Annotated in this window: 21 protein-coding genes; 15 read left to right on the top strand and 6 right to left on the bottom strand. The window is 70.9% G+C overall.

All coding sequences use genetic code 11. From position 1 onward, the window contains the following. Window positions 1–32: 32 nt before the first annotated feature. On the top strand, window positions 33–533 hold the full coding sequence (gene tatB / locus ACM9LD_RS00975; protein ID WP_415674944.1) for a Sec-independent protein translocase protein TatB: 501 nt from the start codon (window positions 33–35) through the stop codon (window positions 531–533). 94 nt (window positions 534–627) lie between these two features. On the opposite strand, the gene ACM9LD_RS00980 is transcribed toward tatB, so the two are convergent. From ACM9LD_RS00980 to ACM9LD_RS00990, 3 genes are all read right to left on the bottom strand, one after another. Continuing rightward, on the bottom strand, window positions 628–1,032 hold the full coding sequence (locus ACM9LD_RS00980) for a GNAT family N-acetyltransferase (protein WP_415674945.1): 405 nt from the start codon (window positions 1,030–1,032) through the stop codon (window positions 628–630). Continuing rightward, the gene (locus tag ACM9LD_RS00985; protein ID WP_415674946.1) at window positions 1,029–2,165 is read right to left on the bottom strand and encodes an Mrp/NBP35 family ATP-binding protein; all 1,137 of its coding nucleotides are present in this window, start codon (window positions 2,163–2,165) and stop codon (window positions 1,029–1,031) included. Before ACM9LD_RS00985 ends, ACM9LD_RS00980 begins: the two co-directional genes overlap by 4 nt. Window positions 2,166–3,627: 1,462 nt before the next feature. Then, window positions 3,628–4,266: a dTMP kinase gene (locus tag ACM9LD_RS00990; RefSeq protein WP_415674947.1), complete on the bottom strand. Its 639-nt coding sequence runs from the start codon at window positions 4,264–4,266 to the stop codon at window positions 3,628–3,630. A gap of 52 nt (window positions 4,267–4,318) precedes the next feature. On the opposite strand from ACM9LD_RS00990, the gene mtrA reads away from it, so the two are divergent. The 6 genes from mtrA to secA all read left to right on the top strand — a co-directional run bounded on the left by mtrA (window position 4,319) and on the right by secA (window position 13,023). After that, entirely contained in the window at window positions 4,319–5,005 is a 687-nt protein-coding gene (gene mtrA, locus ACM9LD_RS00995) for an MtrAB system response regulator MtrA (RefSeq protein ID WP_146487308.1), read from the top strand. A gap of 94 nt (window positions 5,006–5,099) precedes the next feature. Next, entirely contained in the window at window positions 5,100–6,710 is a 1,611-nt protein-coding gene (mtrB, locus tag ACM9LD_RS01000; RefSeq protein WP_415675226.1) for an MtrAB system histidine kinase MtrB, read from the top strand. After that, the gene (lpqB, locus tag ACM9LD_RS01005) at window positions 6,703–8,514 is read left to right on the top strand and encodes an MtrAB system accessory lipoprotein LpqB (protein ID WP_415674948.1); all 1,812 of its coding nucleotides are present in this window, start codon (window positions 6,703–6,705) and stop codon (window positions 8,512–8,514) included. Before mtrB ends, lpqB begins: the two co-directional genes overlap by 8 nt. A gap of 23 nt (window positions 8,515–8,537) precedes the next feature. After that, window positions 8,538–9,218, top strand: coding sequence for a ComF family protein (locus ACM9LD_RS01010; protein ID WP_415674949.1), 681 nt, complete (start codon window positions 8,538–8,540; stop codon window positions 9,216–9,218). A gap of 230 nt (window positions 9,219–9,448) precedes the next feature. Continuing rightward, window positions 9,449–10,174, top strand: a complete 726-nt coding sequence (gene hpf / locus ACM9LD_RS01015; RefSeq protein WP_415674950.1) for a ribosome hibernation-promoting factor, HPF/YfiA family — start codon at window positions 9,449–9,451, stop codon at window positions 10,172–10,174. Between the two features lie 134 nt (window positions 10,175–10,308). Further along, window positions 10,309–13,023, top strand: a complete 2,715-nt coding sequence (secA, locus tag ACM9LD_RS01020) for a preprotein translocase subunit SecA (RefSeq protein WP_415675227.1) — start codon at window positions 10,309–10,311, stop codon at window positions 13,021–13,023. Window positions 13,024–13,101: 78 nt separating this feature from the next. On the opposite strand, the gene ACM9LD_RS01025 is transcribed toward secA, so the two are convergent. Then, the gene (locus tag ACM9LD_RS01025) at window positions 13,102–13,782 is read right to left on the bottom strand and encodes a lysophospholipid acyltransferase family protein (protein WP_415674951.1); all 681 of its coding nucleotides are present in this window, start codon (window positions 13,780–13,782) and stop codon (window positions 13,102–13,104) included. Window positions 13,783–13,848: 66 nt separating this feature from the next. Continuing rightward, complete coding sequence (locus ACM9LD_RS01030) at window positions 13,849–14,412, bottom strand: Rv3235 family protein (protein WP_415674952.1); 564 nt, start codon at window positions 14,410–14,412, stop codon at window positions 13,849–13,851. Between the two features lie 106 nt (window positions 14,413–14,518). Here ACM9LD_RS01030 and ACM9LD_RS01035 point away from each other — a divergent pair, with 106 nt between their 5' ends. The 6 genes from ACM9LD_RS01035 to ACM9LD_RS01060 all read left to right on the top strand — a co-directional run bounded on the left by ACM9LD_RS01035 (window position 14,519) and on the right by ACM9LD_RS01060 (window position 20,151). Next, window positions 14,519–15,922, top strand: coding sequence for a WS/DGAT/MGAT family O-acyltransferase (locus ACM9LD_RS01035; RefSeq protein WP_415674953.1), 1,404 nt, complete (start codon window positions 14,519–14,521; stop codon window positions 15,920–15,922). Further along, the gene (locus ACM9LD_RS01040; protein ID WP_415674954.1) at window positions 15,923–16,465 is read left to right on the top strand and encodes a DUF6912 family protein; all 543 of its coding nucleotides are present in this window, start codon (window positions 15,923–15,925) and stop codon (window positions 16,463–16,465) included. It abuts the gene before it with no gap. 36 nt (window positions 16,466–16,501) lie between these two features. Further along, a complete protein-coding gene (locus ACM9LD_RS01045) occupies window positions 16,502–17,113 on the top strand; it encodes a Uma2 family endonuclease (protein WP_415674955.1) in 612 nt (203 codons plus the stop codon). A gap of 22 nt (window positions 17,114–17,135) precedes the next feature. Next, a complete protein-coding gene (locus ACM9LD_RS01050) occupies window positions 17,136–17,570 on the top strand; it encodes an META domain-containing protein (protein ID WP_415674956.1) in 435 nt (144 codons plus the stop codon). 71 nt (window positions 17,571–17,641) lie between these two features. Next, a complete protein-coding gene (locus ACM9LD_RS01055) occupies window positions 17,642–18,787 on the top strand; it encodes a ferredoxin reductase (protein ID WP_415674957.1) in 1,146 nt (381 codons plus the stop codon). Between the two features lie 104 nt (window positions 18,788–18,891). After that, complete coding sequence (locus ACM9LD_RS01060; RefSeq protein ID WP_415674958.1) at window positions 18,892–20,151, top strand: fatty acid desaturase family protein; 1,260 nt, start codon at window positions 18,892–18,894, stop codon at window positions 20,149–20,151. A 64-nt stretch (window positions 20,152–20,215) separates the two neighbouring features. Here ACM9LD_RS01060 and ACM9LD_RS01065 read toward each other — a convergent pair whose 3' ends face one another. Then, entirely contained in the window at window positions 20,216–20,560 is a 345-nt protein-coding gene (locus ACM9LD_RS01065; RefSeq protein WP_415674959.1) for a hypothetical protein, read from the bottom strand. A 257-nt stretch (window positions 20,561–20,817) separates the two neighbouring features. On the opposite strand from ACM9LD_RS01065, the gene ACM9LD_RS01070 reads away from it, so the two are divergent. Beyond that, window positions 20,818–22,104 (top strand): fatty acid desaturase family protein, encoded by a 1,287-nt coding sequence (locus tag ACM9LD_RS01070; RefSeq protein WP_415674960.1) that lies wholly within the window; start codon window positions 20,818–20,820, stop codon window positions 22,102–22,104. Window positions 22,105–22,137: 33 nt separating this feature from the next. Next, entirely contained in the window at window positions 22,138–23,556 is a 1,419-nt protein-coding gene (locus ACM9LD_RS01075; protein ID WP_415674961.1) for a fatty acid desaturase family protein, read from the top strand. The last annotated feature ends 13 nt before the right edge of the window (window positions 23,557–23,569 follow it).

Raw genomic sequence — 23,569 nt, forward strand, 5'->3', positions numbered from 1 at the left:
GCACGGTGCTGAGCTTCCCGTAGCATGGCGGGGTGTTCTCGAATCTCGGCATGGGGGAGATCCTCATGCTGGTCGTCGTGGGTCTGGTGATCCTGGGGCCGGAGCGACTCCCGGGCGCGGTCAACTGGTTCTTCACGGCGCTGCGGCAGGTGCGCGACTACGCCACCGGCGCGACCCAGCAGCTCAAGGACGAGATGGGCGGCGATTTCGATGCGATCCGCGAGCCCCTCCAACAGATCCAGAACCTGCGCGGCATGACGCCGACCGCCATCGTCACCAAGCACCTCCTCAACGGCGACGACTCCGTGATCCGCGAGATGAGCGACCAGGTGCGGTCCACCGCCGACGCGATGAACCTGCGCAAGGCGGTCGACGCCGCCGCGCCGGTCGCCCCCGCCGCCTCGCTGGAGAAGGGCTCCTCGCTGGATAAGGCGCTGCCCGAGTCCCCCGCGGGCTCGATCCCCACGATGCCGCGCATGCAGAAGCCGCTGGCCCCCGAGGAGCGCGCGCCCTTCGACGTCGACGCGACGTAACTCGCCGACCGGATGTCGCACGGGCCGGTCGACGCAGCGGTGTCGATGCCGCGGGCCGCACGCGACCGTCGGCGGCGGCGGGAAGCGCGAGAAGTCAGCCGGGAAGCCACATGCCGAGACTGCGGGGCGCGGTCTCCACGAAGCCGACCTTGCGGTACAGCGGGCGCCCGGGGCCGTCGGCCATGAGCGTGATGTAGGGGTTCGCGGGCGCGGCGTCCCGGATCTCGGCGACGAGCCGATCCAGAATCGCCCGCCCGATGCCGCGGCCCTGGTGCGCGGGCAGGGTGGCCATATCGGCGATGTGGAAGTACCAGCCCCCGTCGCCGAGTACGCGCCCCATCGCCACGACCTCGTCGCCGACCACGGCGTGGCACCACCGCCAGCTGTTGGCGAGGGCCCCGGTGGCCTGCGCCTCGGTCTTCGGCGACAGCCCCGAGTCCGCGCGCAAGCGGACGTAGTCCGCGATCGGTGGGGGCTCGTCGACGAGGCGGAAACTCACAGGTGGCGGGTGGTGTCGATCCCCAGCGACATGCCGGCCAGCCCGCGTTTGCGGACGGCGAGCTTGTCGGCGATCGCGCGCAGGGCGGATCCGGTGGGGGAGTCCGGCGCGGAGAGCACCACCGGGGTCCCGGAGTCGCCGGCCTCGCGCAGCTGCGGGTCGAGCGGGATCTGGCCGAGCAGGGGCACGTCGGCGCCCACGGCGCGGGTGAGCCGCGCCGCGACCTGCTCGCCGCCGCCGGAACCGAAGACGTCGAGAACGGTGCCGTCGGGCAGCGTCAGCCCGGACATGTTCTCGATGACGCCGGCCACGCGCTGGCGCGTCTGCAGCGCGATGGCACCGGCCCGCTCGGCGACCTCGGCGGCCGCGGTCTGCGGGGTCGTGACCACCAGGATCTCCGCGCCCGGGATGAGCTGCGCGATGGAGATCGCGACGTCGCCGGTGCCGGGCGGCAGGTCGAGGAGCAGCACGTCGAGATCGCCCCAGAAGACGTCGGCGAGGAACTGCTGCAGCGCGCGGTGCAGCATCGGCCCGCGCCACACGACGGGGGTGTTGCCGGTGGTGAACATGGCCACCGAGATGACCTTCACGCCGTGCGCCTGCGGCGGCATGATCATCGAGTCGACCTGGGTGGGCCGCGCGTCCGTGCCCATCATGCGCGGCACGGAGTGGCCGTAGATGTCGGCGTCGAGCACGCCCACGGACAGCCCGCGCGCGGCCAGCGACGCCGCGAGGTTCACGGTCACGGAGCTCTTGCCCACGCCGCCCTTGCCCGACGCCACCGCGTACACGCGGGTCAGCGAGCCGGGCTGGGCGAACGGGATCACGGGCTCGGCCTTGTCGCCGCGCACGGTCTTGCGCAGCTCCGCGCGCTGCTCGTCGTTCATCACGTCCAGCTCCACGCGGACGGCGCCGGTGCCGGGCACGTCGGCGACGGCGGCCTGCACGCGGTCCACGATCTGGGTGCGCATGGGACAGGCGGAGGTGGTGAGGTACACCTCGACGTCCACCGACGAATCGGCCTGCACCGCGACCGACTTCACCATCCCCAGATCGGTGATCGGCTTGCCGATCTCGGGGTCGTTCACGGTGGCCAGGGCCGACCGGATCGCGTCTTCCGTAACCGCACTCATAACGCCCACCATCGTATCCGCAGGCCCGGGCGGGAGAAATCCGCCTTACCGCGGGGGACGGGGCACCGTCGGGGAGGAGGAGGGAACGGGCCTGCTCGACGGTGCCGGGCGCGNCGACGGCGGCGCGGGGCGGGCCGCGGGCGGCGGCGCCGGGCGGCTGGTCGACGGTGCGCCCGGTGGGATGGCCAGCGCGCCGCCGGGGCCCGCTTCGCCGGCGGGAACGGGGCCGGGCGGCACCGGCCGGGACGGGCCCGACGGTACGCCGGNCGCGCTCGGCCCGCTCGGCGGTGGGGTCGCGCAGTCGGTCACGGTGGTGGGCGCGGGCGTGCCGTCGGGCCCGCGCGCCGNGCTCGCCGNGGCCGCGGCCGAGGGCTTTCCGGACGGCTTCGCCGTGGTCGTGGCGGGTCCGGGCGCCGCCGATGGTCGTGCCGCCGACGACGCGGCCGCCGACGGCTTCGCGGATCCCGACGGCGGCGTCGCGCNCGACGGGCCGGCCGGGCGNGANGGCNCACCGTCGGGCGTCCCGCACCCGACGACGACCACCGAGCCGGGCGGCAGCGGCTTGGGCAGCGTCGACGGCGGCGCGACGGGCGCGGTCATGTCGGGGATGCCGCCGACGGGGATCGCCCGGTCGCGGTAGGCCTTCGACCAGGCCACGACGTTGTCGACGTAGGAGTTTGACTGGTTGTAGGCGAACACCGCGACGCGCTGCGCGGCCTCGGCCTGCAGCCCCGTCGCGCTCGAGCAGAGGTAGCGGGCGGCGCCGTACGCGGCGTCGCGGACGTTGTTGACGTCGGCCTTCCCGTCACCGGAATTGTCGCCGCCGAACAGCGACCACGTGGTGGTGAGGAACTGCATCGGGCCGAGGGCGCGGGCGAAGCCGTCGCCGTCGCGGATCACGGCGTTGCCCGCCAGCGAGCCGTCGAGCACGGGCCCCTGGATCGGGGTGAGCGTGTTGCCCGCGGCGTCGACGTTGCCGCCGTCCGCGTGCCCCGACTCGATCCGGCCGATCGCCGCGACCAGGTTCCACTCGATCCCGCACCCGGGCGCCTCGAGGGCCATCCGGTCGGCGGCGCCCCGGTAGGCGGCGTAGGCGGCGCCGGGGATGCCGAGCGGCCCGGGCGCGACCTTGACGGCCTCCGGGCGCGGGGGGATCGGCACGTGCCGCGCGGCGGGCGCGGCCGGGGCGTCCGACGGTGCCGGCGGGCGCAGCTCGGCGAGGCCGATCGCGGCCTGGGCGACCAGCTCGGGACCGGGGGAGCGGTGCGCGGTGGGGGCCTGGGGCGCGGTGGCGTCGGCGCCTGCGACGCCGAGCAGCAGCGCGGCGGCGCCTGCCGCGGCGGTGGCCCCGAGGATGCGCACTGTCGTCCCTCCCGGTTACTGACGAGTCAGTTTCGTGGCGCACGTTACTGCGCCACAACACCGTTGCGGGTGGGACTTCAGTGAATAACAGGCCTGTTCTTCAGGAAAGGGATGCGATCGCGTCGGCCAACAGCTCCGGGGCGTCGTCCGCGCCGTGCACGCGCCACGGCGAGACCCAGTCCGCCGCGGCCAGCCCGGTGTAGACCGCGCCGGTGCGGGTCTGCAGGCCGCCGTCCCGCTCGTAGGCGTCGCGCTCGCGGGCGGCGTCGCTCGCCTCGCGGGAGCGCGCGCGCTCGGCGGCGACGGTCACCGGCACGTCGAGGTACACCTGCAGGTCCGGCACCGGGAGCCCGAACCGGCCGAACTCGAGCTCGCGCACCCACGTCGCCACGGCGCCGTCGGCGCCCTCGCCCAGGCGGGCCGCGCTGTACGCGGCCGAGGAGGCGGCGTACCGGTCCAGCAGCACCACGTCGTGCGCGGCGAGGGCGGCCCGGATGTCGGGCGCCGCGGCCTGCCGGTCGAAGGCGAACAGCAGGCCCATGCCGTACACGGACTGGGCGACGTCGCCGTTGCCGCCGCGCAGCGCCTCGGCGGCGAGGTCCGCGAACTGCGTGCCGTAGCGGGGGAAGGCGAGCGAGGTCACCGTCCGGCCCGACGCCCGCAGCCGCGCCGTGACGGCCCGGGTGAGCGTGTTCTTGCCGGCCCCGTCGAGGCCCTCGATCGCGACGAGTCGTCCCATGCAGAGGATCGTAAGGTGTCGTAAGAGCAGGAACGCCGACAGCAGTGACAATATGGACAGCATGAAACCCCGGATCCTGGTGATCGACGACGATCCCGCCCTGGCGGAGATGCTCACCATCGTCCTGCGCAACGAGGGCTTCGACTCGACGGTGGTCGGCGACGGCACGCAGGCGCTGAGCGCGGCCCGCGAGTTCCGCCCCGACCTCGTGCTGCTCGACCTCATGCTCCCCGGCATGAACGGCATCGACGTGTGCCGCGTGCTGCGCGCCGATTCGTCGGTGCCGATCGTGATGCTCACGGCGAAGGCCGACACGGTCGACGTGGTGCTGGGCCTGGAGTCCGGCGCCGACGACTACGTGATCAAGCCCTTCAAGCCGAAGGAGCTCGTCGCGCGCGTGCGGGCGCGGCTGCGCCGCACCGACGAGGAGCCGAGCGAGCTGCTCTCGATCGGCAACGTCATCATCGACGTCCCGGCGCACAAGGTGACCCGCGACGGCGAGGTCGTCTCGCTCACGCCCACCGAGTTCGACCTGCTCGTCACCATGGCCCGCAAGCCGCGGCAGGTCTTCACCCGCGACGTGCTGCTCGAGCAGGTGTGGGGCTACCGGCATCCGGCGGACACCCGGCTGGTGAACGTCCACATCCAGCGCCTGCGCGCGAAGATCGAGAAGGACCCGGAGAACCCGGAGATCGTGCTCACGCTGCGCGGCGTCGGCTACAAGGCGGGGCCGGCGTGAGCGGGCCGATCGGATCGTGATCGACCGGGCCGGGGCGGCCCGGCAGGTCGAGTGGGTGCGCGGGGCCGTGCGCACCTTCCTGGCCGACCCGACGATCGCCCTGCGCGACGGTGCGCGACTGGCCGGGATGGGCCTGTCGTACGCGGGCCGGGTGTGGCGCCGCTCCCTGCAGCTGCGGGTGGTCACGCAGACCCTGGTGCTCAGCCTCACGGTGCTGCTGCTCCTGGGGTTCGTGCTCACCTCGCAGATCGCGAACCAGCTCATCGACGCGAAACTGACCGCCGGCAAGGAGGAGACCGCGCGGGTCAAGCAGAGCGTGGAGCTCTCGCTCAGTCGCGCGGAGACCCGCACCGAGGGCGTGGAGGCCGTGCTGCGCGGCGTCCGCGGGAGCCTGGTGAGTCAGGGCCTCGGCGTGGGCCCGACGGCCGCGCGGTCCGGCAACTACGACCCCGTGCTGATCGTGCCGCACGGCGCGGGCCGCCCGCCGATCGTGATCGGCAGCGAGAGCGAGGTCCCGCAGTCGCTGCAGACCTTCGTCCGCGGCGGGCAGACCGCGTTCCAGCACGCGACGGTCACCGACAGCACCGGCCGGTACGGGAAGGTGCTGGTGATCGGCACCCCCGTGCAGTCCGCGATCGCGGGGCTCGAGCTGTACCTGGTGTTCCCGCTCACCCAGGAGGAGAACACCCTCAACCTGATGCAGGGCACGCTGTACACCGGCGGCGCGGTCCTGCTCATCCTGCTCGCGGCGGTGAGCCTGCTCGTCGCGCGCCAGGTGGTGCTGCCCGTGCGGTCGGCGGCGCGGATCGCCGTGCGCTTCGCCGAGGGGCGGCTCAAGGAGCGGATGCCGGTGCGCGGCGAGGACGACATCGCGCGCCTGGCGATGAGCTTCAACGACATGGCCGAATCGCTCTCCAAACAGATCGGGCAGCTGGAGGAGTTCGGCAACCTCCAGCGGCAGTTCACCTCCGATGTGTCGCACGAGCTGCGCACCCCGCTGACCACGGTGCGGATGGCGGCCGACATGATCGCCGACTCCGCCGACGAGCTGGACCCCGGCCTGCGCCGCACCACCGAGCTGATGCAGAAGGAACTCGACCGCTTCGAGACCCTGCTCGCCGAACTGCTGGAGATCTCCCGGCACGACGCCGGCGTCGCGGAGCTGCACTCCGAGCAGATCGACATCGAGGTGCCGATCGCCTCCGCGATGGCGACCGTCCGGCACCTCGCGGAGCAGTCCGAGACCGAGCTGATCCTCGACATGCCGGACGACCCGGTCATCGTCGAGGCCGACACCCGGCGGGTCGAGCGGGTGCTGCGCAACCTGCTCGCCAACGCCATCGACCACAGCGAGGGCAAGCCCGTGATCCTCACCATGCGCGCCGACGACGACGCGGTGGCGATCACCGTCCGCGACTACGGCGTGGGCCTGCGGCCCGGCGAGGAGAAGCTGGTCTTCAACCGGTTCTGGCGCTCCGACCCGTCGCGGGTGCGGCGCTCCGGCGGCACGGGGCTCGGGCTCGCGATCAGTATCGAGGACGCCCGGCTGCACAGCGGCCGGCTCGAGGCCTGGGGCGAGCCCGGCAGCGGCTCCTGCTTCCGGCTCACGCTGCCCCGCACGCGCGGGGGCCGGGTCACCGTCAGTCCCCTGCCCCTGAAGTCGACGATGCGACGCGGCACGGACGGGGGCGCCGACGATGCCTAGGACGCTCCGTACGCCCGCCGGGAAGGTCCTCGTGGTCCTGCTGGCCGCGCTGGTCGCGCTCTCCGGGTGCGCCAACATCCCCGAGTCGACGAGTCCGCGCGTCATCGGCGACCTGGGCGGCGATACCGCGTCGCCCGACCGCGGGCCGGCGCCGCGCCGCGACTCGCAGCCCGAGGTCATCGTCCGCGACTTCCTCAAGGCGAACGCGGTCGCGGACGGGAACTACGCGGCCTCCCGCAAGTTCCTGATGCCCAACGCGAACTGGGACGTGCCGCAGCGGGCCGTGGTGGTCAAGGACATCGACGTGCTGCCGACCGAGCGCAGCGCGAACTTCATGAAGGCGACGATCCGCGCGCAGGCGACGGGTTTCCTCGGCGCCGACGGCACTTTCGAGCCGGCGTCGCAGTCGATCACGCAGAACGTCCAGCTGGTCCAGGTCGACGGGCAGTGGCGGCTGCAGGGGATCAGCTCGGTGGGCGACACCCCGATGCTGGTGATCGACACCGAACAGTTCCGCGTCGTCTACCGCCGCTACCTGCTGTACTTCCCGGATCCGACGGGCCGCACCCTGGTGCCGGACGCGCGGTGGCTCGCCGGGCCGCGCTCCAAGCTCGCCTCGGACCTGCTGTTGCTGCTGGTCCGCGGCCCGCGCGAGACCCTCAAGGGCGCGGTCTACAACCCGTTCGGCACGAACGCCGGCATCCGCGGCGCCGTCACGGATGCGCAGGGCAACCAGCGCGACCCGGGCGTCGGCTTCGCGGGCGTGCGGGTGGACCTGACGGGCCTGCCGCGGGTCGAGCCCGACGTGGCGCGGCTGGTCGCCGGGCAGATCGTGTGGAGCCTCGCGGGCGCCGACGTGCAGGACCCGTACGTGATCACCGTCGACGGATCGCCGCTCGACGACAAGCACCAGTCCGGCTGGAACCCCAACGACGTCGCGTCGATCAGCCCGAACGCCTCCTCGGACCTCGCGGTCGGGCTGCACGGCGTGCTCGACGGAAGGTTCGTCAAGATCACCGGCGGTCAGGGCGGCGGAGGCCAGGTCACCCCCGTCGCGGGGCCGCTCGGCGCGTCGACGTCGATCCGCTCGGTCGGGCTCTCGGGCTCGGGCCGGCAGGTGGCGGCGGTGCTCGACGCGGGCGGCCGGGGCGGCCCGGGGACCGCGCTCGCCCTGGCGCCGTACGGCGGCGTGCCCACGCAGGTGCTCACCGCCGGCTCGATGACCAGGCCCTCGTGGACGCCCGACGACGCCGGGGTCTGGACGGTGCTCGACGGGACGAGGGTGGTCCGGGTCCGGCAGGACCAGACCACGGGCGAGGTCTCGACCAGCGACATCGACGCGAGCGAGGTGGCCGCGGCCGCGCCGGGCCCGATCACGGAGCTGCGGCTCTCGCGCGACGGCGTGCGGGTCGCGCTCGTCGTGGGCGGCCGGGTGCTGGTCGGCGTCGTGCAGACGCAGCCGAACGGCCAGACCAAGCTCGCCCACCTCTCGTCCGTGGTGACCGACCGGGAGCTGGGCGCCTCGTCGGTGGACTGGCAGACCGGCGACACGATCTTCATCGGGCGCAACACCTCGGACTCGCCGGTGCTGTCGGTGCGGTACGACTTCGGTGAGATCGCCGCGCTGCCGAGCCGCAACCTCTCGCCGCCCGTCTACAACGTCGCGGTGTCGACGAGCGCCGTGTACGCGACGGACTCGTCGGGGGTGTGGGAGATCGGCATCGGCCCGGACACCGACGAGCAATACTGGAGCCAGGTGGATCGCCTGGCGGGGGGCCGGGCGAACCCGGTGCTGCCGGGGTAGAGCGCACCTGGAGCGGGGGAGCCGTGCGCGTCGTGCGGAGCGTCGTCCGCGGGGTGGCCGGCGGCGTCGACGACCTGATCGAACTCGCCGTGCCGCGCACCTGCGGCGGCTGCGGTTTCCCGCGCGTGCGCTGGTGCGCCCGGTGCGAGGCGGCCCTGCACGACGTCCCGGCCCTGATCCGCACCACCGTCGATCCGGGGGTGCCCGTCTGGACGCTGGGTCGCTACGACGGTCCGCGGCGCCGCGCCGTGCTGCAGCTCAAGGAGCGCGGGCGGGGCGATCTCGCCGTCCCGCTGGGCCGGGCGGTCGCGCACGGGCTGTTGCGCCTGCGGGCGTGGGGCGAACTGGGTGACGATCCCGTTCTGGTGCCCGCGCCCACCACGGCGTGGGCGGCCCGCCGCCGCGGCGGGGACGTGGTGACCGCGGTGTGTCGCGCCGCCGCCCGCACCGCGTCGCCCGTGTGCGGCCTGGCGGTCTCGCCCGTCCTGCGCGCCGTGGGCGCCGCGGAGTCGGTGGGGCTGGGCGCGGCGGCGCGCGTCGCCAACGTCCGCGGCACCGTGCGGGTGCGGGAACTGCCCGCGGCCGGCACCGTGGTGCTGGTGGACGACGTGGTCACGACCGGGGCCACCCTGGCCGAGTCCGTCGCCGCCCTGGCCCGACGGGGCGTGCCCGTCGCCGCCGCGCTCACCCTCGCTGCGGCGTGACGCGTCGGTGAACTCACGGTGGCCAAATCCTGGCGGGATCCGGAAAGCCGGGCTATCTTCGGGGGTACCTTTCCCGGTTCGAGAAAGAGGAGGTGATGGCACACCTTCCCAGGCGTCGGGCAGTCCGCCCGCCGTTCGAATCTGAGCCTGCTCCCACGCGCGCTGACCGAAGCGACGGACTGGTGATCCGTACGAGCGCAAGGGATTCGGGCCTGCATGAAAGGTTCCACATGACCCTTCTGTCCCCGCGCGACACGAATCGCGCCCACGCGACCCCCAACGTCGAGGTCGATCCCTTCCGCGAACCCGGCCACGTGGCCGACGAGCGCGACAAGGAGTACCTCACTCCCAACGCCCCCGTGGCCATCGACGGCCGCAACGTGGAGGTGCCCGAGCACTTCCGCGTCTACCTGGGAGACAAGCTGGCGCGGCTCGAGAAGTTCCGCTCCACCATCACCCTGTTCGAGGTCAGCCTCTTCCACGAACCCAACCCGCGGCAGTCCAAGCAGTGCCAGCGGCTGGAGCTGACGGTCCGCGGCAAGGGCGGCGTCGCCCGCGCCGAGGCGGCGTCGGAGAACTTCTACGCCGCCTTCGAGACGGCCCTCTCCCGGCTGCAGAGCCGCCTGCGCAAGGCGTCGGACCGGAAGAAGGTGCACTACGGCAACCGCACGCCGGTCTCCGTGGCGGAGGCGACGGCACCGTCGGCCCTGCCCGACGCGCCGTCCGCGGGCGAGGCGGACGACGATCCGTACGCCGCGCTCGTCGAGGACCACCTGCCCGGTCAGGTCGTGCGCATCAAGGACCATCCGGGCACGCCGATGACGGTGGACGACGCACTGTCGCAGATGGAACTGGTCGGCCACGACTTCTTCCTGTTCTTCGACAAGGAGACCGAGAAGCCGTCCGTCGTGTACCGGCGGAAGGCGTTCGACTACGGCCTTCTCCGCCTGACCTGACGTTTCGCCTACCATGGATCCCGGTCGCGGACGACGCGGCCGGGATTCGTGTGTGCGCGCGCTCACTTGACTCGTTAACGGATTGAGGTTGCTCAGTGGTTCTCTCCAAGGTGCTGCGGTTCGGCGAAGGCCGGATGGTCAAGCGGCTCGACGGCCTGGCCTCCTACGTGGAGAGCCTGAACGACGAGTACGAGGCGCTCTCCGACGAGAAGCTCCAGGCCAAGACCGAGCTCTTCAAGAAGCGCCTGGAGAAGGGCGAGTCCCTCGACGAGATCCTCCCCGAGGCGTTCGCCACCGCCCGCGAGGCGGCGTGGCGCGTGCTCGGACAGAAGCCGTACCACGTGCAGATCATGGGCGCGGGCGCCCTGCACGAGGGCGACATCGCCGAGATGAAGACCGGTGAGGGCAAGACCCTGACCTCGGTGATGGCGGCCTATGCGAACGCGCTCACCGGCAAGGGCGTGCACCTGGTGACCACCAACGACTACCTCGCCAAGCGCGACGCGGACTGGATGGGCCGCGTGCACCGCTTCCTCGGGCTCGAGGTGGACTGCATCCTCGCCGGGCAGGACCCCGACCGCCGCCGCCAGGCCTACAGCGCCGACATCACCTACGGCACCAACAACGAGTTCGGCTTCGACTACCTGCGCGACAACATGGCGCACAGCGAAGAGGAGCTGGTGCAGCGCGGCCACAACTACGCCATCGTCGACGAGGTGGACTCGATCCTCATCGACGAGGCCCGGACGCCGCTCATCATCTCGGGCCCCGCCGACGCCTCGTCGAAGTGGTACACGGAGTTCGCCCGCATCGTCCCGCTGATGGAGAAGGACGTCCACTACGAGGTGGACATCCGGAAGAAGACGATCGGCGTCAACGAGGCCGGCGTCGAGCTGGTCGAGGACCAGCTGGGCATCGAGAACCTCTACGACGCGACGAACTCGCTGCTGGTCAGCTACCTGAACAACGCGATCAAGGCCAAGGAGCTCTACGAGCGCGACAAGGACTACATCGTCCGCTCGGGCGAGGTCCTCATCGTCGACGAGTTCACCGGCCGCGTGCTCGCGGGCCGCCGCTTCAACGAGGGCATGCACCAGGCCCTGGAGGCGAAGGAGAACGTCGAGATCCAGGCCGAGAACCAGACCCTCGCCACGATCACGCTGCAGAACTACTTCCGCCTGTACGACAAGCTCTCCGGCATGACCGGCACGGCCGAGACCGAGGCCGCCGAGCTGCACCAGATCTACAAGCTGGGCGTCATCCCGATCCCCACCAACAAGCCGATGATCCGCAAGGACCAGACGGACCTCATCTACAAGACGGAGGAGGCGAAGTTCGCCGCCATCGTCGAGGACATCGCCGAGCGCCACGAGGCCGGCCAGCCGGTCCTCATCGGCACCACCTCGGTCGAGCGGTCCGAGTACCTCTCGCGCCAGCTCGAGCGCAAGAAGATCCCGCACACGGTGCTCAACGCCAAGTTCCACGAGCAGGAGGCGGCGATCATCGCCAAGGCGGGCACGCCCGGCGCCGTCACCGTCGCCACCAACATGGCCGGCCGCGGCACCGACGTCGTGCTCGGCGGCAACCCCGACATCCTCGCTGACCTCGCGCTGCGCGAGCGCGGCCTCGACCCCGTGACCACGCCCGAGGAGTACGAGGCGGCCTGGGACGAGACCATCGAGCAGGTCAAGAAGGAGTCGAAGGCGGCGGGCGACGACGTGCGCGACGCCGGCGGCCTGTACGTGCTCGGCACCGAGCGGCACGAGTCGCGGCGCATCGACAACCAGCTGCGCGGCCGCTCCGGCCGTCAGGGCGACCCGGGCGAGTCCCGCTTCTACCTCTCGCTCGGCGACGAGCTGATGCGGCGCTTCAACGGCGCGCAGATCGAGGCGTGGATGAACCGCGTCAACCTGCCCGACGACGTGCCGATCGACAACAAGTTCGTCTCCCGCGCCATCCGCAGCGCGCAGACGCAGGTCGAGCAGCAGAACTTCGAGATCCGTAAGAACGTCCTGAAGTACGACGACGTGCAGAACGAGCAGCGCAAGGTCATCTACGACGAGCGCCGCAAGATCCTCCGCGGCGAGGACCTCTTCGACCAGGTCAACCACATGACCGACGACGTGGTCTCCGCGTACGTCGACGCCGCCACGTCCACCGGCTACGTCGAGGACTGGGACCTCGAGGAGCTGTGGACCGCGCTGAAGACGCTGTACCCGATCGAGCTGGACTGGAAGCAGGTCGTCGGCGAGGACGAGAACGGCGACCGCGACGAGATCACCAGCGCGGAGCTCAAGGACGTCCTGCTCAAGGACATCCACGCGGCGTACGACAAGCACCAGGAGTCGATCGAGAAGGCCGCGGGCGAGGGCACGATGCGCCAGGTCGAGCGGTCCGTGCTGCTGTCGGTCCTCGACCAGAAGTGGCGCGAGCACCTCTACGAGATGGACTACCTCAAGGAGGGCATCGGCCTGCGCCAGATCGCCCAGCGCGACCCGGTGGTCGAGTACCAGCGCGAGGGCTACGACATGTTCAACGGCATGCTCGAGGGCCTCAAGGAGGAGTCCGTCTCCACGCTGTTCAAGGTCCAGGTGCAGGAGCCCGAGGAGGGCGCGCCCGGGGCCGCCGACGCGGAGGCCGCCGCGCCGGCCCAGTTGAGCAGCCCCGTCGCCGATGTGGACCCCGAGAAGATCACCCTCTCCGGCCCGTCCGAGCAGGGCGAGCTCACCGAGATCTCGCAGAACGCCGACGAGCCGCAGGGCTCCCGGTCGGAGCGTCGCGCCGCCAAGCGCGAGGCCGACAAGGCGGCCCAGAAGGCCGCCGCCGCGCGGGGCAAGCACCGCCGGTAAGCCACCGAACGACGAAGGAGGGCGGCGCTGCCGCCCTCCTTCGTCGTCGAGTTCGTCGTCGAGTTCGTCGTCGAGCGGCTACTTGCCGCCCTTCTTCGCGTACTCGGGCACGCGGGCCTGGCCGGTGTGCTCGCCGATGACGTCCATGAGGCGGTCGGTGGCGCGGCGGATCGACTCCTGGTCGTCGAGGCTCGCGTCGCTCAGGTCCAGCGGCGGCAGCACGTCGACCGTGACGCGGCTCTTCCAGAAGTTCTTCCGGGTGCGGTTGTCGGTGCGGCCCAGCGCGATCGGGATCAGCGGGGTGCCGGTCGCGAGGGCGACCCGTACCGCGCCGGTCTTGCCCTTGTACAGCCGGCCGTCGGGGGAGCGGGTTCCCTCGGGGTGGATGCCCCAGGCGCCGCCCTCCTCGACGATCTTCGTCGCCGCCTCGAGGGCGGGCGCCGAGACGGAGCCGCCGCGCCGGTCCACCGGGATCTGCCCCATGCCGGAGAAGAAGATCTTCTTGAACCGGCCCTTGAGCCCGGGCTCGGTGAAGTAGTCCGCCTTCGCGAGGAAGCTGACGGGCCGGCGCGCGCTCTGCACCACGTAGAAGGAGTCCGAGATCGCGAGGTGGTTCGCGGCCAGGATCACGGGGCCGGTGCGGGGAATGTTCTCCAGCCCCGTGTATTCGGGGCGTCCCCAGGCCCACAGGGCGGGACCGATCAGGAGGTGGCGGGCCACCCGGTAACGGAACGCGGCACGCAGCGAGCTCAGCGACATGTCCCTTGTGTACCGCTCCGTCGCGTCGGACGGTCGTGATTCGCGCAAACACAGCAGTAACCCGCGTCACGCGGCTGTTGTGAACGCGACCCACTGCCACCGTCCGGCCGCGGCCTCGACCCGGCCCGCCGCGGCGAGCACCCGCTCCCCGCGGGTGTACGTCAGGAAGATCTCGGAGCCCACCTCGGGGCCGCGGGGGCGGCGGGCGCGCTGGGCCAGCGCGCGCGGGGTGCCCACGTGCACGTCGCCCCACCCGGAGATAGTGCCGCCCGGCGGACCCGTCTCCGCGAGCGTCCGCAGCACGTCGACCACGGTGCCCGTCGCGATCGCCGCCAGGTGCTTCGCCGGGCGCCGCCGGTCTAGCACCTCGAAGACGGGCCGCAGCGTCGAGAGCACGAAGCGGTGCGCGTCGGGATGCACCGCCGCCACGGGGCCGGGCAGCGCGATCGGCTCCGGCGGTGCGGGATCCGACGGCGCCGGCAGCGGCGGCGCGGCCCGCGCGGCCCGGACGCGCACCAATGGCCGCGCGGGTGGCTCGGCGTCCGGCGCGCGCAGCACGACGAAGCCCGGTTCCGGTGTGCGCGGCGCGCGGGATCGTGCCCCGTCGGCCGCGAGAATGATCGCCCCCATACTGATTAGACGCATCAGGAGGCCGTTCGGATCCCGTCTACTCGAACCGGCATCCCGCGGTCGATCCCGTATGCTGGCGCCGAAGATCGGTCCCCGGGGAGGTGCAGTGAAGGGCAGGCTCGGCCAGTCCGACGCGGAGTTCTATGCGTTGGAGGATTCCACCACTCCGACGCACGTCGGGTCGCTCGTCATCCTGGGCCGGCCCGACGAGGGGCTGGAGTACGAGCGTCTGCTCGACACGATCGAGGAGCGCCTCGCGGAGGTGCCCCGATACCGGCAGAAGGTCCGCGCGGTGCCGCTCGGCATCGCCCGCCCGGTGTGGGTGGAGGACCGCGACTTCGACATCACGTACCACGTGCGGGTGTCCGCGCTGCCGCAACCGGGTAGCGACGATCAGCTGCACGACCTGGTCGCGCGCCTCAACTCCCGGCCGCTGGACCGCGAGCGGCCGCTGTGGGAGGCGTACCTCATCGAGGGCCTGGCCGACGACCGGCTCGCGGTGTTCACCAAGACCCACCTCGCGCTCGTCGACGGCCGCGCCAACGTCGACCTGATGCAGCTCCTGCTCACCGACACCCCGCACACGCCGGAGCCGCCCGAGGACTTGTGGATGGGGCAGCACGAGCCCAGCGACGGCGAGCTCGTGATGGGCGCCGTCATCGACATGCTCTCGCGCCCCGCGCGGACGGCGTCGATGATCCAGGGCCTGGTCGGCGAGGTCGCCGAGTCGATCACCGGCCTGCAGGAGGACGCCGCCAACGTCATCGAGCGCGCCTCCAGCCTGGTCCGAGCCCGCACCGCCGTCACTCCCGTGCGCTCGCTGAACGTCCCCATCTCGCGGAGCCGCAGGTTCGCCGTCGCCCGGATGGACCTCGACGAGTTCCGCCGGCTGCGCGCGGCCTACGGCTGCACCGTCAACGACCTGCTGCTGTCGGTGATCGCGGGCGGCCTGCGCACCTGGCTGATCTCGCGGGGCGAGCCGATCAGCGCCGGCACCGAGGTGCGGGTGCTCGAGCCGATCGCCGTCGACGACGTGGGCCTCGGCGTCGGCGAGCAGGTGCGCGCGTACATCGTGCGGCTCCCCGTGGCCGAGAGCAACGCCGTGGTCCGGCTGCGCCAGATCGCGCACGGCGCCGCCGCCCAGGTGGACCGGAACCGGCAGGTCGCGGCGCGGGCCCTGGCCGCCAGCGGCGGCTTCACGCCGCCGACGCTGCACGCCCTGGGCGCGCGGACCGCGATGAGCGTCTCGCCCCGTTCCTTCAACACCCTGGTCACGAACGCGCCGGGCCCGCAGGCCCCGGTGTACCTGTCCGGCATCGAGGTGCAGGAGGTCTTCCCGGTACCGCCGCTCATCGCCAACCAGGTCGTGTCCATCGGCATCACGTCGTACAACGGCACCGTCTACATCGGGCTCAACGCCGACCGCGACGGCATGTGGGACGTGATCTCGATGACGGAGTTCCTGTACGAGGCTTTGGACGAGCTCGCCGCGTCCGCGAAGGGGGAGTAGATGACGGTCCGCGTGTACGTGCCCAGCACTCTGGCGGGGCTGCAGGTCCTGCAGCGCGACGGGGAGCTGTTCCCGTTGGGCGGCACCGTCTTCGGTGTGACGCCGGCGCTGCGCGAGGCGTACACGTCGGGCGACGACGAGGAGCTCGCCGAGGCCGCCATGCGCCAGGCGGCGCGCGCCTCGCTGCGGCTGCTCGCCGTCGACGAGCCTGACCCGGCCGATGGTGCCGAGGCCGAGGGAGACGGCGCCGCGCCGGATCCCGTTCGGCGCGTGGTGATCACGGCCGACGTCCCGGCCGCGAAGGAACGCCCCGACCTCGACGACGCCGTTCTCAAGGTGACCGAGCCCATCCGGCTGAAGAACGTCCTCGCCGTGCACGTCGACGTCTCGGAGGCGGAGGCGGCGGTGACCCGCGCCGCGCAGGTGGTCGACGCCGCGGACCTCGGCGACGAGGACGCCGAACTCGCCGTCGGCGACGCGGAGGACCACGACCTCGCCTGGTACGCCACGCAGGAACTGCCCTTCCTCCTGGAACTGCTCTAGCCTGGACTTGACGCGTAACGAGACGAGGTGAGGACCATGGCAGCGCCGCTGCGTGATGATGCACCGTTCGACCCGTTGGTCGATCTCGCCGGCCTGTGGACTACGAAGCTCGCCGAGCGCTTCCTGCCGCTCGACGACATGCCGCCTGCGAAGTACGAATGTCTCGGGGGGAGACTGGTCATGAGTCCACGGGAGGGAACCGGCAACAGCCGGGCGGCGCTCGAGCTGGGTGCAATCCTGCGATTGCCGGCGAGGAACGCCGGATTCGGCGCGTATTCCGCCGTGAACATGCGTTTCGATGACCAGACATGGATCGAGCCCGATCTCGCGGTGTTGAAGACTCCCGCCCAGCAGGTCACGTGGGTGCCGGCGGAACAGGTGTTGATGCCGGTCGAGCTCGTCTCCCGCAGCAGTCGCCGCCGCGACCGGATCGACAAGCCGGCGCTCTGCGCAGCGGCCGGGGTGCCGTTCTTCCTGCGCGTCGAGATCGACGGGGCGTACGTCGCCGTCGAGCTCCACGAACTGGTCGACGGCGCGTACGTCTCGCGGCAGCGCGCGGTCAGCGGTCAGCGGTTCCGGACCGACGTGCCGTTCGCGATGGATTTCGACCCGCTCGAGCTGCTCGAGCCGGGGGTGGCACCGCGTTGACGGCCCGGGCTACGGTGGCCCCATGACGGTGCGCGGTACCCGGTTGGCGGCGGCCCTCCTCGTGGGGGCGGGCGTCGCGGCGTCCGCGCCCGTGGCGTCGGCGGCTCCGGTGCCCCTGACGGGCACGCAGTGGGCCTTCGCGTCGAGCGGCTTCGCGCGCACCGCGCCGGTGAAGTACACCGGATCGCCCGCGCACTTCAGCATCGACGGCAAGCGGGCCGGCGGGAACGACGGCTGCAACGTCTTCGGGATGACCGCCGAGGTGAAGGGCGACCGCGCCACGTTCAGCGGCCTCTTCTCCACCCTGCGGATGTGCTACGTCGCCGGCGCGGGCGAGCAGTTCCGGCAGGCCTTCGACGGCCCGCGCACCGTGAAGGTCACCGGGAACCGGCTCACGATCTCCGACGGTCCGCGGGGCTACTGGAACTTCGTCGCCGCGGGCCCCGTGAAGCGGTAGCCGCGCCGCGCCGCATAGGACAACCTCACAGAAATTGTCCCAACAAGCTACGGCACCGTAGGCTCACCCCCATGAGCAACTCCTTCCGCGCTTTCCGTGATTGGCTCGAGGCCCCGGCCAAGAACGTCTCCGCCGAGCATCCCCGCACCAACCTGGTGCGCGGCGCGGTCGCGAGGCTCACCACGCCGCTGCTGCCCGACGACTACCTCCACCTGATCAACCCGCTGTGGTCGGCGCGCGAGCTGCGCGGCAAGATCGTCAAGGTGCAGCAGGAGACCGACGAGTCGGTCACCCTCACCATCGAGACCGGCTGGGGCTTCAACACCAAGTACGAGGCCGGCCAGTACGTGGGCATCGGCGTCCTCGTCGGCGGCAAGTGGACGTGGCGCTCCTACTCGCTCACCTCCGTCCCGGACATGGGCCACGGCCGCGGCCCGCGCGAGGTGTCGATCACCGTCAAGGCGATGAACGAGGGCTTCCTCTCGAATCACCTCGTGACCGGCGTGCAGGAGGGCACCATCGTGCGCCTGCAGGCACCGTCGGGCGACTTCACGCTCCCGAACCCCCTGCCGCCCAAGGTCCTGTTCCTCACCGCGGGCAGCGGCATCACGCCCGTCATGGCCATGCTCCGCACGCTCGAGCGGCGCGGCATCCCCGCGTCCACCGACATCGTGGCCGTGCATTCCGCCCCGAACGCCGATTCCGCGCTGTTCCGCGACGAGCTCGAGGCCTTCGACGCGAACCACGACAACGTCACCGTGCAGCTGCGCTACACCCGCGACGCCGGCCGCCTGACGCCCGCGAACCTCGGCGAGGCCGTCCCGGACTGGCAGGAGCGCCAGACCTGGATCTGCGGGCCGGGCGTCTTCCTCAACGACATGGGGAAGGCCTGGAAGGACCGCGGCATCGAGTCGCGCCTGCACCAGGAGCGGTTCACCGTCGAGCGCGCCGACGTCTCCGCGAGCGGCGGCGAGGTCACCTTCCTCAAGGCCGGCAAGACCACCGACGTCGACGGTGCGACCACCCTCCTCGAGGCGGGCGAGGCCGCCGGCGTGCAGATGCCCTTCGGCTGCCGGATGGGCATCTGTCAGACCTGCGTGGTGCAGCTCGCCGACGGCCAGGTCCGCGACCTGCGCAGCGGCGACCTGCACACCGAGGGCGAGCGCATTCAGACGTGTATCTCCGTGGCAGTGGGGGACTGCACCCTCGACGTCTGACCACGGCGTCTCACCCGTCCGGTCGTCTCCGATTGACACCTACGAGGCCGTAACTTACGGTTGCGTAGGTTAGAGATTCGAGACCGACCACGAAGGGCGGGCGCATGGCGATCACCGACATCCCCGAGTACGCGCACCTCACGGAGGCCGACGTCGAGACGCTCGGCGCCGAGTTGGACGCGATCCGGCGCGACATCGAGGCGGTCCGCGGCGAGACGGACGTGCAGTACCTGCGGCGCACCATCGCCGCCCAGCGCGGACTCGAGGTGGCCGGCCGGCTGATGCTGCTCGGCGCGCACAAGCGCGGCTTCTGGTGGGGTTCGGCGGTCTCGCTGGGACTGGCGAAGATCATCGAGAACATGGAGCTCGGGCACAACATCATGCACGGGCAGTGGGATTGGATGAACGATCCCGAGGTGCACTCCACGACGTGGGAGTGGGACAACGCCGGCACGTCACGACTGTGGAAGCACACCCACAACTACGTGCACCACAAGTACACCAACGTCCTCGACATGGACGACGACGTGGGCTACAAGACCCTGCGCGTGACCCGCGACCAGCCGTGGACGCCCTTCAATGCGGGCAATCTCGTCTACAACACCCTGCTCATGCTGCTGTTCGAATACGGCGTCGCGATCCAGCATCTCGAGCTGGGCCGGGCCGTGCAGAAGTGGAACAAGCCCTGGTACGACCAGGAGAAGTTCAAGGCCGACGCCGCGGATGTCGGCAGCAAGATCGGCCGCCAGGCGCTCAAGGACTACGTCGCGGCGCCGCTCGTCGGTCTGCCCTTCGGCGGCAAGCGCGGCTGGCGCAAAGCACTCACTGCGACGATCACCGCCAACGTGATCCGGAACGTGTGGACCAACGCCGTCATCTTCTGCGGGCACTTCCCCGACGGTGCCGAGAAGTTCACCAAGCAGGACGTCGACAACGAGACCCAGGCCGAGTGGTACCTGCGCCAGATGCTGGGCAGCGCGAACCTCTCCGGCGGCCCGGTCATCGACTTCCTCTCCGGCAACTTGAGCTACCAGATCGAGCACCACCTGTTCCCCGACCTGCCGTCGAACCGGCTGGCGGAGATCGGCGTTCGCGTCCGGGCGCTGTGCGAGAAGTACGACCTGCCGTACACGATCGGCCCGCTGCACGTGCAGTACTACAAGTCCTGGCGGACCATCGCCAAGCTCTCGCTCCCGGACAAGTACCTCCGCGACACCGCGGACGACGCCCCGGAGACGGCCTCGGAGGCGATGTTCGCCGGCACCGAGTTCGCCGAGCCGCGCATCGACGAGCGCACCGGCCGCCGGTTCGGGCTCAAGGCCGCCCGCGCCGCCGTCCACGCCCGACGGGGCCGTCGGGCCTGAGCCCGTCGTACGTCACCGCCGCCGCACCCGGATGACCGGGCGCGGCGGCGGTCGTCGTCGGGGGCTACTTCCCGCCGAACTTCGCCTCGAGCGCCGCGAGATCCGCCTGCGCCGACCCGCTCGCCCGCGTGCCCGGGTCGGTGTTGACCAGCGCCTTGCGCTGCGCCAGGGTCAGCCCGGGCTCGGTGAACGGGTCGACGGGCAGGCAGGCGTTCGGGCGGTCCGGCTTCGGGCTGCCGTCGGGATTGATGAACTCCGTGCACTTCTTGAGGTCGATCACGTTCACGCCGGGGTCGGCGCTGGCGGTGCCGGACATCGCCAGGCCGCCCAGGACGGCGCCGGCGGCGACGGCGGTGCCCGCCGCGGCGGTGAGGATCCGGGTGCGGCGTGTGGTGGTCGTCGTGCTCATGGGCCTGCTCCATTCGTGTCGGTGGTGCCGCCGGTGGTGGCGACACGACCCACGGTGCGATCCGAATGTCGTGGGACCGTCGCAACGGCGCCTCAGCCCGCCCTTGATCCGGTACCGGTCCCGGCCGGCCGGGCGCCCGCCGTGTGACATGCGCCCCAGGTGGAACAAGATCGATGACTTTGTTCCATCGCGCTGCTACAGTGGAATCGTTCTGTTCTAGGCCGCTGCATGCGGTCCGACCGATTGGGGATCGCCTCGTGGCTATCACTGACATCGCGGAGTACGCGCACCTGACCGACGCCGACATCGAGGCGCTCGGTGCCGAGCTGGATGCGCTGCGCCGCGAGATCGAGGAGAGCCGCGGCGAGGAGGATGCCAAGTACATCCGCCGCGTGATCAAGAGCCAGCGCATCGCGGAGACGGCGGGCCGCGTCTTCGGCCTCGGCGCCGGCATGAAGGGCTGGAAGGGCAAGGCCGCCTGGGCCGCCTCCGCCGTGTGCCTGTCGTACGCCAAGGTCATCGAGAACAACGAGCTCGGCCACAACATCATGCACGGCCAGTGGGACTGGATGAACGATCCGGAGATCCACTCCACCAACTGGGAGTGGGACAGCGCGTCGGACGGCAAGTTCTGGCGCCACACCCACAACTACATGCACCACAAGTACACCAACGTCACCGACATGGACGACGACATCGGCTACGGCATCCTGCGCGTCACGCGCGACCAGCCGTGGGAGCCGTACATGCTCTTCAACCCGATCTACAACTTCACCCTGATGATCGGCTTCCAGTACGGCAAGGCCGTGCAGCACCTCGAGCTGATGAACGCCATGAAGGCGGCGCTCAACGGCGGCGAGCAGTACGCGAACTACGACTGGGAGGAGTTCCGGAGCCGGCTCAAGGTGGTCCTCACGAAGATCGCCAAGCAGACCGCGAAGGACTACGTCCTGTTCCCCGCGATGGCCGTCCCGTTCACCGGCGCCCGCGGCTACAAGAAGGCCGCCTCGGCGAACTACGTGGCCAACACCGTGCGCGACGTGTGGGACCACATGACCATCTTCTGCGGTCATTTCCCGGACGACGCCGAGAAGTTCACCATCGAGGACATCGAGAACGAGACGCTCCCCGAGTGGTACCTGCGCCAGATGCTGGGCACCGCGAACTTCGAGGGCAGCGACGCGCTGCACTTCATCACCGGTCACCTGGGGCGCCAGATCGAGCACCACCTGTACCCGGACCTGCCCTCGAACCGGTACAACTACATCAACTCGCGCCTCGTCGAGATCTGCGAGAAGTACGATCTGCCCTACAACAGCGGACCGATGTGGAAGCAGTACGCCGAGTCGTGGCGCACCATCATCAAGCTCTCGCTGCCCGACAAGTTCCTGAAGGCCACCGTCGACGATGCGCCCGAGACGCACTCGAACAAGCGCTTCTACGACGAGAACGGCAAGACCACCGTGGTCAAGGGCGAGATCGATGCAGACGGCAACCGTCGTGGCCTGCGCTCGCACGTCGAGGAGCTGGCGGCCGCGAAGTAACGCGGACCGTCGGAGTGCGCGTAGCCTGAAGACGTGGCTATCACTGATGTCGGCGAATACGCCCATCTCGACGACGCCGACATCGAGCAGCTCGCGCTGGAACTGGACGCGATCCGTGCCGATGTCGAGGCGTCGCGCGGCGAACGGGACGCGCGGTACATCCGCGGCGTGATCCGGGCCCAGCGCGCCCTCGAGGCGGCGGGCAGGCTCACCATCCTCGGCTCGAAGAGTCGCTGGTTCTGGGCCGCCGGTGCGGGCATGCTCGGGGTCGCCAAGATCATCGAGAACATGGAGCTCGGGCACAACGTCATGCACGGGCAGTGGGATTGGATGAACGATCCCGAGATCCACTCCACCACGTGGGAGTGGGACATGGCCTGCCCGGGCGCCCACTGGAAGCACTCGCACAACTTCCTGCACCACAAGTACACCAACGTCGTGGGCAAGGACCTCGACGTGGGCTACGGCGTGCTCCGCGTGACCCGGGACGAGCAGTGGCAGGCCAAGCGCTCCGCGCAGTTCCTCAACAACCTCTTCCTGGGGCTCACCTTCGAGTGGGGCATCGCCCTGCACGACATCGAGCTGGCCGAGGCGATCGCCGGCAACAAGCCGTGGCCGCAGACCCGCAAGCAGCTCCGCGAGCTGGGCGTCAAGGCGTCGCGGCAGCTGGGCAAGGACTTCCTGCTGTACCCGGCGATCAGCAAGGCCGTCGGCGGCTCCTTCGGCCGCACGCTGTCGGCGAACCTCACCGCCAACGTGGTCCGCAACATCTGGACCTACGTGGTCATCTTCTGCGGGCACTTCCCCGACGGTGCGGAGAAGTTCACCACCGAGTCGATCGTCGACGAGACGCCGGGCGAGTGGTACCTGCGGCAGATGCTGGGCAGCGCGAACATCTCCGGCGGCCCGGCCATGGACTTCATGACGGGCAACCTGAGCTACCAGATCGAGCACCACATGTTCCCGGACCTGCCGTCCAACCGGCTGTCCGAGATCGCCGTCAAGGTCCGCGCGATCTGCGAGAAGTACGACATCCCCTACACCGAGGGACCGCTGCTGCGGCAGTACTACCTCTCGCAGCGCACCATCGCGAAGCTCTCGCTGCCGGACCGCTGGCTGCGCGCCACCTCGGACGACGCGCCGGAGACCGCCTCCGAACTGCGCTTCTCCGCGGTGCGCGAGCGCCTGCAGCACGCGCAGGAGGCCGCCCAGGATCGGCTGGCCCTCGCGCAGGAGGCCGCGCACGACCGGTTGGCGCACGCGCAGGAGAACGCCCACGAGCGCCTCGTGCACGCCCGCGAGGCCGCGCACGCCGCTCAGGAGGAGGTCGAGCGCGTGGGCCTGCGGTCCGCGATCGCCGAGGCCGCGCGGCACAAGGTCGAGCAGAAGCGGCTCGAGGTCGAGGCGAAGCGGGCGCGTCGCGCGCGTCGTCGCCGCTCGGGTGTGGCGTAGACTTCGTACTTTG

The organism is Tsukamurella hominis (genome assembly GCF_965137015.1).
Taxonomy (GTDB): Bacteria; Actinomycetota; Actinomycetes; order Mycobacteriales; family Mycobacteriaceae; genus Tsukamurella; species Tsukamurella hominis.